The organism is Clostridium zeae (genome assembly GCF_017312485.1).
GTDB classification, from domain to species: Bacteria; Bacillota; Clostridia; order Clostridiales; family Clostridiaceae; genus Clostridium_AR; species Clostridium_AR zeae.
Genome location: NZ_BMBA01000001.1, coordinates 263,351 through 275,812 on the forward strand (window position 1 = coordinate 263,351; position 12,462 = coordinate 275,812).

Sequence of the window (12,462 nt, forward strand, 5' to 3'; positions counted from 1 at the left end):
TATTATCTCCCAACTATATGATTATTTTCTTTAACATTACTTATTACAAGATACAGACAATAGATAATAATTAAATTGAAGCATGGAAATATAATAATCTCCCCTATTGACATTGAGATACCTGAATATATCTGACCTATTATCATAGCTGTTATAGCTGTAAGCATAGAGATCTCTTTAATTATCATTATTGGTGCTAAAAGATATCCTAAGGATTTATTTTTAATCAAAAAGATTCCTGAAATACTTGCTATTGGAACAACAAAGCCTAAATCAAGTGCCTGTATAGGCAAAGTGGTATAATACTCTAATCCTTGTGGATATCCACCTTTTAAAAATGCTGCTCCGATCTTTCCAATCCACATTAAACCAACGACAAAGGACATAAACAATAAAAATCCTCCTATAAACTTTCTCGGAATGTTATCACTAAAATGAGATTTAATGTTGTCAATATCAAAAGAAGTAATCATCAGAGTAAGTGAGAAAAAACTAACGGACATTAAAGCTACATAAATCAAAAATAATTTATTATACATAGACAGAAAACTGTAAGATGTATACGTATAAAAAAAATAACCTAAGGTCCCTGTAAGTAGCAATCTGCCTTTCATAAACCCTTTATTTGCTAAGAATAAAGAAATTAGTAGCAACGGAACTGCTAGAATTATCGTAACTATATCTTGCGAAATTGCTTGAGATGCTATAGAAACCGAGTCATTATGATAAATACCCCTTCCATACATTTTCACAATTTCTCCACCAATTGTAGTAAATTCTGTTTTACCATAACTTTGATTAGAGAAGACACCGTATACAGCCGCCAAAAGAGATAAAAGTGCTATTAAGATTGAAAGAATGTTTACTGATCTTCTTAATTTCATCCAATTAACCTCACTTTAATAATATTTTAATATTTTAATATTTTGAAAACTGCTTCAATATGACAATTAATAAGTTTTTCTTTTTGCTCAATAGAAATAAAGTCTTCGATCATAAGCCTTATTATTAGACCAAAGGTTGATGTCCATATGATTTGAGCAGTAAGTTCGATTTTACTTTTATCAATATCACTTTCATTCCATAAGCTTTCTATGCTCTGACATAGTATGTCTATTGCTTTTCGTTCTTTTGATGCACCTTCAAATAGCACCGACGTATGTTGAAGTACATTAGGTGAGCTATTCAAAAGCAAATTTCTATATTCTTCTTTCATTTTTAAAGCCATATTGATATAATTTCTTAATCCATCTTCTATTCTAATTGCAGGTTCAGCTTCACTCTCTCCCATAATTGCTATAGACTCAATAAGCTTTTTATATCCTTCTCTCATTATGCAGTCAATTATTTCATCCTTATCCTTAAAGTAATGATATATAATCGGTGCGGTATACTCTATTTTGTCAGCTATTTTTCTTACAGTAACACTGTCAATTCCTTCTAAGTTTATGATATCTTTTGCTGCATTTAATATAAGCTCTCTCTTTTCTTGTCTTTCTCTTTCTCTTCTATGTTGAATTCCCAATTTCTATTCTCCTACACAATCATTTAACAACGTTAAATTATTTAACACCGTTAAATAAATCATATCACTGTAAAATTTTAGTGTCAATTACTCAATATAAAATATATAGCTTTTTATAAAAATAATTATTTAATTTAAAAAGCTATATATTTAAAAGTAATCTCCTTTATGAACACAAAAAACCACTAGTTAATTTACTACTATGAATAAAATAACCTGTGGTTTCATTTATAATGTTAACTCTATAGATTTCTAAAATATAACAGTCTTTCTCTTTGGCGTGTATCCTCTGTTCCATTATCAGCTTTAATAAATTTGCTATGAAATTGAAATCCTAATTTTTCAATGCACTTAATAGATTTATAATTGTCAGTTCTTATAGTCGCTCTCAGTCTAATTCCATTATAACTGTATTTTATTATATCAATAATAGCCTCAATTGAAGCTGAAATAATGCCTTTCCCCCAATATTCTTCATTTAAACCATATCCAATCGTTATAGTTTCTTCATCATCTTTGATTAAAAATCTTACTACTCCAATAAGCTTATCTGTTTTATTTTCACATATACCTAAATATAAGTTATTACCTTTTCTATTCCTATTTGAAATAGTAACCATAAACATTTCTGTATCACTCATATCCTTATGTATGTTTCTACTAATATATTTTGCCACTTTTTCATTGCTATAAATTTCAAAAAGATTCTCTTTGTCCTTTGATTCAATAAGGCGTATTTTGTACTCTTCTGAAATCTCTATTGGCAGATTACTTTTTATAAAATTAAACATATAAACTTACCTCTTCTAATATACAAATAAAGTTATATTAATTAGTGTTTCTACATTTCAATTTTAAACTTTTTATTCATTGAATACTCTTTTATAAACCTTTATCTCTTCTTCATCTTTGCTATTAAGTAACAAATAATAATTTTGTTTATTTATATTCTTCTTAATTTTTTTATCTAATATTATATTATCAAGCTCTCCAATTGCGCCTATATAGCTCCCTTCAGTATAAATATTATGAGCAACATCAAATGAACTTCCATCGTTAAAATTAATATTATACACTAACTCTGAATCGTTCTTCCCTCTAGTTTTTACTTTTATATCACAATCTTTTATATCATTATAACTATATGTAAGTTCTTTAGACTTAATAATATTATGATGCACTATCTTACTAGGCAAAAGCTCATAATAATTCTTCACAGTATAGTAAAACCAGAAACTAAGGATTGAAATAATAACAACAACTGTAAAACTAAACTTTAATAATCCGAATTTTCTTTTGGGCTGAATTCTATTAATTTGGCCAAACTGATATATATATGAACTCTCTCTATTTTTGAATATTAATATTAAAATATACAAAACCAGCATCATTATAACAATAATTGGTAAAACAGAATAAACTACAGTATTCAGATTCGTATTAGCAATTAAAAAGCTTTCCGCATCCCTATTACTAATTACTAACTTGTCTATTATTACTGATAGTCCGAAAATATAAAATAAAGCTGCACTTAATATCAGTAAAATAAATATACCTTTGTTAATAAAACTTCTCACTCTATCTATATTATAAAAAAAATTTTTAAACACTCTAACTCCCCCTAATAGACACCTCTGTTTTACATGATTAAAAGCCATGTAACTTTAAGCATTTTTTTAGTATAAATATACATACTTGTATATTATAAAGTATTTCATCTGCAGATTTACAGGAAGATTGTCGAACGAAATTTTTTTTTACAAAATTAAAGACTAATAAATAACGTTTTGTTATTTACTAGCCTTTTAAAATTCAAAATATAATAATTTAGAGAATTCAATTATTTACTTATATTTACTTAGTAGTTAACTAAAAGTAAACCCCTCACCAACTACCTCATTCACTTCATTAATTGTAATAAAAGCTCTATCATCTATACTGCCAATATATTCCTTCAACTGAATAAACTGTTTTCTACTAAGAATTGTAGTTATAACTTCGCTTTCATTATTATTATAAGCACCTTTGGCATAGTAAATCGTTGCACTTCTTTCTAGAATATCCATTATATATCTTTTGATTTCTTCGCCTTGAGAACTTATTATTGCAACTTGCTTATATGTGTTTAAAGTTTTAATTACTTTATCTATAAGAGTACAGTTTATTATTACTCCTAATATTGAGTAAAGTCCTATGTTAACTCCAAATATTGATGTGGCTGCAATAGTTATAATAATATCTGCAGCTAGAAGTGAGTTACCAATAGATATATTGAAATATTTGTTAATTATTTTAGCAATTATATCAGTTCCGCCTGTAGATGCATTTTGATTAAATACAATCCCCATACCTAGTCCACAAATTAGCACTCCGAAAATCAGCTGTATTAGTACATCATCACTTATAGGTTTAATATTAGGAAATACTTCTTCCAGAATTAGTATAACTCCAGAAATAGAAAAACTGCAAAATATTGTTTTCCCGCCAAAAAAAGGCCCAATCACCAATATACCTAATAAAAATAATATTATTTCCATGCACATCATTAATCCACCAATTGGCAGTTTAGGTATTAAGCTATTAATAATGATAGCTATTCCACTAATTCCCCCTGCAGCAATTTTATTTGGAGCTAGAAAAAAATAAGTACCTAAAGCTACTAAAACAGATCCAGTAAAAAGCAGTAAAAAATCTTTGAATTTATTTTTCATGTAATTTCTCCTCCTGTCATTTAACTTAAGAAAAAGTTTAAGTTATTTTCAACAAAAAAGAGCATATAAATCAAAATATGCAATGGGCTTCTTTCGCCAATTAACAATTTAAGATTTATATGCTCTCATTACACAGAAGCGCTGTTCTGCGAACGTCTTTTATTTACAACATAATATTATCCAAAATTGGACTTTATGTCAATCTTTAAATTTATTTTAACGTTTTATCCTTGTATAACCAAATATTAATTTTTACTGGTTAAGTTTCTTACTTTTATTACGATATGTTAAATATACCACTTATTTAAACAATATTTTTTCATAGAATCCCCTATAATTTAATAAGTTTAAAGAAAGTGGTATTACGCTTATTTAGATATTCATATGGGAGATGAAAATGTGGATATTATTACTGATATAGCATCATTATCTATAGGAATGAAGCAGGACAACTTAGCTCAAGCTGTGAGTATTTCATTAATAAAAAAAACTCTTGATGGTTCTAAGGATGACTCACAAAATCTAATTAAAATGATGGAGCTAAACGTGAACCCTAATCTAGGTAGTAACTTAGATGTTAAAGTGTAGAAAGACTGGATTTTATCCAGTCTTTCTACATTCCTATTCAGTAAAAATGACTTGAAATATCAAGCCTATTTTATATTTTTTTTCTTATAAGCATATAAGTTGCAACACCTACGCCTGTAGCTGTTCCTAAAAAGCTAATTGTTTTAGAAGGGAAAGTCTTCCTTGATTTTTTTTCGTTGCCTAGCATGTTTATCAAAGTTGAAACTCCTACAATTTCACGTATCATTACTCACACCTCCAAAAATTTAAGAAAATATAGTATCTATTACCTTACTTAAGTTATCAAAATCTTAGAATTTACTCTAAGTAAATTCTAAGATTTTTTAGTAATTGCAACAGTATATAGATATATTACAAAATCCATATATATATTTTCTCTACAACTTATATAATTATCCTTTATTAAAATAGGAGGTACTGATCAATTTACGTATATCTTTCTTTTACTGGAATACTTTGCACTTATTCAGTTATTGACGCTTTGAAAATCCTCACATACCATAACTTGCCGTTCCTAGTTTAATTATTTATACATTTTGTTAGACATAATTTATTAGTGTATATATTCTGCAGCGAGAATATTTTCTTTTTTAAAGTAACGCTTTTGTCTTCTTAGGTAACAAAAGGCTTCCACTTTCTCGCCTTTTATACCTAGTACTTGAATATTTCTTCTTGTTATTTTTCTGTCTTTGTCCATGTAGATAATTGTAACAGGCCTATGAAGTTCTAAAGCACTTTTTAATATATCCATTACTAATCACCTCAATAATATTATAATATATATAATCACAATATGCAAACACAAGTTCGTATATGCAGTGCTTTTATAATTTTATTAGGCTTAATTTAAAATTGTGATTTGAATAATTTTGTACTTTTACATACAGCAAAAAAGCCTGGAAATAAAAACTTCCAAGCTTAATTTTTTTATCTTGTTATTACACCGGATTTAGTCCATGGTCCTTTGTCAGTGCTATATACTACATTTAATTTTCCATGTCCCAAGTCTTCTAAGACAATAACATTTTCACTATTTACGCTTCCTATACTTGCACCTGAAAATCTATCATATACTTGTCTATAGCCACTTATATAAATTGGGGCATTTAAATAGCCAATATTAGCTACAACATTCCTTATATAAGTTTGTCTTGTACCTCCTGGTATAGGGTATTCAACTAAATTAAGCTGCTTACTGTAGGATACATCAATAACTTTTATTCTATCCCCAATTTCAACTATTCTTCCCGGCTCAATATCACCATTAGCTGTTCTCCCATAGAACCAATCATTTTTTACAACTGCATTTGCTCCACTTACTTGCCCCATAGGTGGAGTTGGGTTTACTGGTTGTGTACTTCCTGTCAATAAATCTTCTTTAAATTGATCCATATCAACAGGTCCAAAAATACCGCTAACTGAACCTGATGAAGTATATTGCCACCCACTCCAAGTTTCCCAAATATTTGTGTTCCAGCTAGGCGTTCCAGTAGTATAATGAGCTAGCCATAACTGAGTACCTTTCAAAATATCTGTCAAGTTGTTTTTTGAGAAATAGCTTCCTGTATATACTATACAATCTATTCCTGTTAATTCTTTCACCCTATCAATAAAAGTTCTGACACAGCTACTTAAAAGATTTTTATCTAATCCTTCAGTCGTTTCTACATCACATGCATATTTTAAGTCAACAATATAACCTTTTGTTGCTTCCACAAAAAAGTTAGCTTGATCGATTGCATTTTCAACACTTCTTGCTCTAAAAAAATGATAAAATCCAACTAGTATCCCTTGTGCCTTCATTCCTTGATAATGAGTAACCATCATCTTATCTTTATAAGTTGTACCTTCAGATGCTTTTAGATATGCTGCTTGTATTCCACTATTTTTTACTCGAGAATAATCAACATTAGTTTGGTAATTAGAAATATCAATTCCTTTATACATAATATCCCTCCCTATTAATATATATGAGAAAATGTGCAATTTTGGTCCTTTTTTGTACATTCTAGTCATATTTTTTATGGAGTAATTATAAGTGTAAAATTAATATTCTTTTGTTCTTCATTATATGTTTATTCTATGATATTCAAAAGCAGTTTTTATCTCAAAGCCGCATTTTTTATACAAATTAAAGGCGATGTCATTTCCACTATCAACTTCAATAAAAACATTTTTACTTTCATTTTTACATAAAGCTTTAACTAATTTTATTAAAGTCTCTTTCCCCATGCCTTTACCTTGATTTTCCTTAGCAATTGCAAATCCAAATAAAAATATGTCATTTCCATCGTAACTTACAGAACATGAACCAATAATCTCATTATTTAATTCTGATACATAAATTTCTCTATCTTTGGATTCTAATGTTTTCATTATAAAGCTTTGAGAAACTTCATAACTGTCATCAAATGCATCAACGCAAACATCAATGATTTTTTTAGCATCCTCATAAGATGCTTTTCTAAGTTTAATAAAATTTGACATAGCCAATTCTTTACAGTCTCTTTTGTATTTCAAAAGATACTCTGTAAAATCATAAATAGCCTTAAGGTTTTTTACAGTTTCTTTTCCATCCTTTGCTTGACTTTCGCAAACAAATAATAAATCTTTTATATCATATTTTTTAGCCTCTTCCTTTGCTCTATGAACTAAAGATTTAAAGTATCCTCTTTTTCTATATTTAGGATGTGTATATGCTGATATTTCTGCTTCTGCCTTAGTAGGAATAAACATATACAAAACACTTATTAAAGTGTCCTCATCATATAACATAAATAAGTTTTTTATATTTTTGTTAAAGTTTAATGAGTTATCTAAAAACATATTTCCATTTAGCCCATCATATTCTATGCAAATATTTTCCAAAATTCTTATGGAATTAATTAGTTCCTGATTTAGTTCATTGAATTCTTTTATTATCAAAAATACTCCTCCAATTTCGTTTTAAAGATTTTCTTTTAGATACTCTATATATTTATTAAGTAAGTTTTCCTCTTCAAAGCTTGCTTGAGCTCTTTTAGCGTTTCCGCCACCCCTGCCTCCAAAATCCTTTAAGGTTTCTTTAAATAATTTTCCACAGTGAAAATTGAACGTTCCATTTTGGGATAGCATTAATTTTTTATCTTTTAAAGAACTTAAAATTAATATAAAATCTTTTTCTTTAAGTTCATCATATATTTTTTCTATAAGTTCAAACCCTTCATTTTCATATTGCGCTAATATAAATTTGTCACTGGAACTATCCATAAGCTCCTGAGCTTTACTTGAAGCTATGCTAGCATACAAGCTTCCAATCTTCTTTTTAAGAACTATAACCTCATCCTTCTGATTTTTTATCTTATTACTTATCTCTGACGGATCTGCAGATAAAGTTCTAGTTAATTCAACAATATAGTCATGCTTTACTTGATAATCTTTTAATGCTCTGAACCCACATTTAAAATATACCCTAGTCATTCCTTTATACTTTTCATATTTTATTATCTTCACCAGACCAATCTCTCCAGCCCTGTTTGCATGTGTACCACAACAAGCACTAAAATCAGTCTTATCCCCAATTTGTACCATTCTTATGTTACCTTCAGCTTTTATTTCTTTTCTAAGCGGAAGCTTTTGTGCCTCATCTTTTGATAGAAAATATGTTTTGATTGGTTCATTCTTAAATACGTATAAATTAACTTCTTTTTCTACATTCTTTATAATTTCTTCAGTAGCATCTTTTAGTTCCATATCAACTGTCACGTAATCTTCTCCTAGATGGAATCCTGCATTGGATACTTTAAAAAGCTTAAAAAAAGCGGCAGACAATAGATGTTCTCCTGAATGTTGTTGGATATTATCCACTCTTCTTTCGTAATCAACTTTACATTTGACTACACTTCCTTCTGGTTTTCTATCAGTCACGTGATATATTACATCATCTTCTTCGTATACATAACTTACTTCAATATCATCAATGTATCCCAAATCATGAGGCTGTCCTCCGCCTTCAGGATAAAAAGGAGTGCTTTTAAGTACAATTTCAAATTTATCTCCTTTATCTAAAATTCTTTCAATTTCGCAATCAGCTTCACATATATATGGATCTTTATAAAATAATTTTTCAGTCATATTCATACCTCCCAATTTTCATTAGTTCAACAGCGGTTTTAAAATCTAACTTATACAGTAACTAGTATAAGTTGGAGCTATACATTTAAAACAGCATAAATTCATGCTCTCCTGCAACTTAAATCTTCATAAGTTAATCTTATATAAACTAATAAAATCAACTGTAAAACTTTTTTAAATTTAGCTTATAAGTAAGAACATGTTTAAATAAAATTATAGCATATATTAAATAATTTACTAATATATTCATGTTGCTATTTAAATTGTATAGACCTCATTAAAAAAAATTGACCAACTTATAATAAAATCTTTTATACTATACAGTAAAAAAACACCTTACAAATTGTGGACAATTTAAATAGTCCATAATTTATAAGATGCCACTTATTGATATTTTCTAAGAAACCTTTTAGATATATTGATTATTACATCAAATTTATCTGTATTATTTACGATATGTTCTAGCAATTCTTCATGACTTGGCTCTTTATACCGATGTGATATTCGGTTCCTCACCAATCTTGATTTTTCAAGAAAAAGATAAGTTTTTTCATCAAATACATCGCTTTTTCTCAAAAGTTTAAAACTATCACTTAAGGAAATTCCTATCTTGAACTTTCTTATTTCTCTAAGAGCAATAGAACAAAAATCTTCTAGTATTGTGTGAAAACCAACAAATAACTGCCTCAAGCTTGATTTTGCTAGTTTGGTTATAAGTTCATCGTCTTTATATTTTTCTAGCACCTCTAAGCATTCATTTATGTCAGCTTTGCACTCTTCTAAATCTTCAATTATTTTTACAAGTCTCTCATCATTCATGATAATACATCCATTCTCCTAAAGTATATAAAATTTTCATTTTCCTTATAGACTCTGTCAACTTCATCACAAATATTCTCAAACATCTTTCCATGATCCTTTGTGTATAATATTTTACCATAATTTAAAATATTTATTTTAACAAACAAATCTAATTTATCACTTCTAAGATCAACAACATCTATTGGTCTATTTAGTAAATTTTCTAAGAATAACTCAAAATCTAAAATTGTATCAAGTGATATTTTTTTCTCGTTAAGCACAGCAATATCCACATCAGATATCTCATTAAATTCGCCATGATTTAAACTTCCAAATATGATAACATTAGATATATTCAATTGTTTAATAAAATCACATACTTCTTTTGAGTTAAGCTTATCAAGAGCTAACTGTCTCTCATCACAATCCAAAATAAACACCAACCTTTAGGTCAATTACATCTTATATTTACAAATCTTTTTATCAGGACACCATTATATCCTTAACCTAGCTTATCTACCTAGTATTAATATTATATCCAAATCCTTGCTAAAATAAAAGTGAAGTAATGTGTTATAAAATTTCTCCTTCGTCTTTTAAAAATACTCTTACTGAAAACAGCAGTAAAAATGATAAAATATATAGAATAGTAGCAAATGAGGTTGCCATTTTTATATCTGTCTGCATGTAAGTATATATTTGAAGCGGAATTGTTCTAGTCGCATTTAGAATATTACCTGCAAACATCAATGTGGCACCAAACTCTCCTATAGATCGAATGAAACTTAATATTAAACCAGAGATTATAGCTCTTTTTAGCATAGGTATTATAACTCTAAATACTGTCTCAACCCGTCCCGCACCCAAAACATAAGTAATTTCAAAGATTTCTTTTGGTATATCATTAATGGAATTATTAAGAACTTTTACATAAAAAGCTGAAGACACAAAAAACTGCGCTAAGATTACTGCCATAGGAGTAAAAACTATCTCTATTCCTATTTGATTTAATAGTCTTCCTACAAATCCATTGTTTCCAAAAGTTAAAAGTAGCGCAACCCCTACAGCAGCAGGCGGTAAAACTATTGGAAGTTCTATTAATATACTTATAAGCTTTGAAAGATTTTTATTTTTTATAGTTCTTAAATAAAAGGCTATAGTTGTACCAAAAATAAAAGTCATCAATAAAGATATACTAGATGTATAGAAAGTAAGGATTACACTTGATATATTGTCTTTTATATAAAACATAGCAAGTATATTATCTACGCCTGAGTATCTAATCATAGTAGTTACTGGTAATATAACAATTGCTAGATATATAAATATAATGATCCCGATTGGCAGAAGCAAAATCTTGTTTAATATTCTGTTGCTAATTTTATTTTTTTCGCTAGATAGTTTCTTATTAAATAAACTATCTTGTACCTTAAATCTCTTATGTGGTACATCTTTGTTATTGAATATCAAAGCCATGTTTCTTTAATATGTCCTTTCCTTTGCCTTCAGTTAAGTATGTAATAAACTCTTCAGCTTCTTCTTTATTCTTCGAAGTTTTTAATTTCGATATTGGATACTGAACTATAAGATTATTAAACTCACTTGTTTCTACTATATCAACCTTATCTTTATTAGCTTCATTGATATCAGTCTTATATACAACTCCTGCATCCGCTTCACCGAGCACAACCTTTGCTAAAACATCCTTCACATTTAGTTCATTGCTTTTAATGTTTGACTTAATAGCATCATATGTATTGGCATCTATCAAATTTTTCTGCTTTTGTTCTTCTAAAACATTATAAAAATAACTGCCCACAGGCACTGTTTTATCCCCTATTACAAGTTTTAAACCAGCTTTTGATAAATCCTTAAAATTATTCACAGATATTTTACTAGTTTTGCTTACACAAATCACAATTTTATTTTCTGCAAATACCTTGCTATCCTCAACCTTATTACTTTTCTTTAACTGTTCCATGTAGCTTGTATTGGCAGAAGCAAATATGTCTGCTGGACTTCCTTGATTTATTGACTGAACTAGAGCTTGGCTACCAGCAAAATTAAATACTACATCAATTTTCTTATCTTCCTTAAACGCTTTCCCTATGTCGTTGAAACTTTCTGTAAGACTAGCAGCTGCGAATACCATTAGCTTTTTGTCATTATTGTTTGTTATATTTTTAGACTCCTTAGAACATCCAATCATACTAATAGCTACTGTTACTGAGACAACTAAAGCTGTAATTAGTTTTGATTTTTTAATCATACTTCCTTCTCCTGATACATTATTTCAATTTTGTCTCCTGGCCTTATAACTCCGCTTTTTACAATTCTCGTAAATATGCCTTCAGTTGGCATTATGCACTTGCCTACTTTATTTTTGATAGCACAACCATTATGGCATTCTTTACCTACTTGTGTTACCTCTTGAATAGTTTCCCCTATGATAATCCTTGTACCTATAGGCAATTCATGCAATACTATTCCCTCTGTTGTGATATTCTCAGCAAATTTTCCTGGCGTCAAATCCTGAACTCCAAGCTTTATCATTTTATCTATACTTTCTTTTGCAAGAAGACTCACTTGCCTATGCCATTTCCCGGCATGGCCATCTCCTTCTAATCCATGTTCTACTTTAAAAAAACCTTCACTTATAGGTGTTTTAATGACACCTTTTATTTCACTTATATTAATAGATAGTACCTTTGCCATATAGTTCTT

Annotated in this window: 16 protein-coding genes; 1 reads left to right on the plus strand and 15 read right to left on the minus strand. The window is 28.7% G+C overall.

All coding sequences use genetic code 11. The features are described from left to right. Positions 1–2: 2 nt before the first annotated feature. The 5 genes from J3477_RS01190 to J3477_RS01210 form a co-directional block, all read right to left on the minus strand. Positions 3–884 (minus strand): hypothetical protein, encoded by an 882-nt coding sequence (locus J3477_RS01190; protein ID WP_206867730.1) that lies wholly within the window; start codon positions 882–884, stop codon positions 3–5. Positions 885–910: 26 nt separating this feature from the next. Further along, positions 911–1,525: a TetR/AcrR family transcriptional regulator gene (locus J3477_RS01195; protein ID WP_206867731.1), complete on the minus strand. Its 615-nt coding sequence runs from the start codon at positions 1,523–1,525 to the stop codon at positions 911–913. Between the two features lie 242 nt (positions 1,526–1,767). Further along, entirely contained in the window at positions 1,768–2,316 is a 549-nt protein-coding gene (locus J3477_RS01200) for a GNAT family N-acetyltransferase (protein WP_206867732.1), read from the minus strand. Between the two features lie 72 nt (positions 2,317–2,388). Then, positions 2,389–3,135 (minus strand): hypothetical protein, encoded by a 747-nt coding sequence (locus J3477_RS01205; protein ID WP_206867733.1) that lies wholly within the window; start codon positions 3,133–3,135, stop codon positions 2,389–2,391. A 255-nt stretch (positions 3,136–3,390) separates the two neighbouring features. Next, positions 3,391–4,236: a YitT family protein gene (locus J3477_RS01210; protein ID WP_206867734.1), complete on the minus strand. Its 846-nt coding sequence runs from the start codon at positions 4,234–4,236 to the stop codon at positions 3,391–3,393. A 399-nt stretch (positions 4,237–4,635) separates the two neighbouring features. Between J3477_RS01210 and J3477_RS01215 the strand changes: the two genes are divergently transcribed. Then, the gene (locus J3477_RS01215) at positions 4,636–4,824 is read left to right on the plus strand and encodes a YjfB family protein (RefSeq protein WP_228731177.1); all 189 of its coding nucleotides are present in this window, start codon (positions 4,636–4,638) and stop codon (positions 4,822–4,824) included. A 70-nt stretch (positions 4,825–4,894) separates the two neighbouring features. Here the strand turns inward: J3477_RS01215 and J3477_RS01220 are convergent, their stop codons facing one another. From J3477_RS01220 to J3477_RS01265, 10 genes are all read right to left on the minus strand, one after another. Beyond that, on the minus strand, positions 4,895–5,050 hold the full coding sequence (locus J3477_RS01220) for a hypothetical protein (RefSeq protein WP_206867736.1): 156 nt from the start codon (positions 5,048–5,050) through the stop codon (positions 4,895–4,897). Positions 5,051–5,377: 327 nt separating this feature from the next. Continuing rightward, entirely contained in the window at positions 5,378–5,575 is a 198-nt protein-coding gene (locus J3477_RS01225; protein ID WP_206867737.1) for a hypothetical protein, read from the minus strand. A gap of 176 nt (positions 5,576–5,751) precedes the next feature. After that, entirely contained in the window at positions 5,752–6,771 is a 1,020-nt protein-coding gene (locus J3477_RS01230) for a GH25 family lysozyme (RefSeq protein ID WP_206867738.1), read from the minus strand. 120 nt (positions 6,772–6,891) lie between these two features. Beyond that, on the minus strand, positions 6,892–7,749 hold the full coding sequence (locus J3477_RS01235; protein WP_206867739.1) for a GNAT family N-acetyltransferase: 858 nt from the start codon (positions 7,747–7,749) through the stop codon (positions 6,892–6,894). 21 nt (positions 7,750–7,770) lie between these two features. Next, a complete protein-coding gene (locus J3477_RS01240; protein WP_206867740.1) occupies positions 7,771–8,937 on the minus strand; it encodes an alanyl-tRNA editing protein in 1,167 nt (388 codons plus the stop codon). 384 nt (positions 8,938–9,321) lie between these two features. Then, positions 9,322–9,756: a HepT-like ribonuclease domain-containing protein gene (locus J3477_RS01245; protein WP_206867741.1), complete on the minus strand. Its 435-nt coding sequence runs from the start codon at positions 9,754–9,756 to the stop codon at positions 9,322–9,324. Next, a complete protein-coding gene (mntA, locus tag J3477_RS01250) occupies positions 9,753–10,169 on the minus strand; it encodes a type VII toxin-antitoxin system MntA family adenylyltransferase antitoxin (protein WP_371876556.1) in 417 nt (138 codons plus the stop codon). The genes J3477_RS01245 and mntA overlap by 4 nt, the downstream gene beginning before the upstream one ends. A 142-nt stretch (positions 10,170–10,311) precedes the next feature. After that, on the minus strand, positions 10,312–11,214 hold the full coding sequence (locus J3477_RS01255) for an ABC transporter permease (RefSeq protein ID WP_206867742.1): 903 nt from the start codon (positions 11,212–11,214) through the stop codon (positions 10,312–10,314). Further along, on the minus strand, positions 11,195–12,007 hold the full coding sequence (modA, locus tag J3477_RS01260; protein WP_206867743.1) for a molybdate ABC transporter substrate-binding protein: 813 nt from the start codon (positions 12,005–12,007) through the stop codon (positions 11,195–11,197). The genes J3477_RS01255 and modA overlap by 20 nt, the downstream gene beginning before the upstream one ends. Then, on the minus strand, positions 12,004–12,453 hold the full coding sequence (locus J3477_RS01265) for an MOSC domain-containing protein (RefSeq protein WP_206867744.1): 450 nt from the start codon (positions 12,451–12,453) through the stop codon (positions 12,004–12,006). The genes modA and J3477_RS01265 overlap by 4 nt, the downstream gene beginning before the upstream one ends. Between the last annotated feature and the right edge of the window lie 9 nt (positions 12,454–12,462).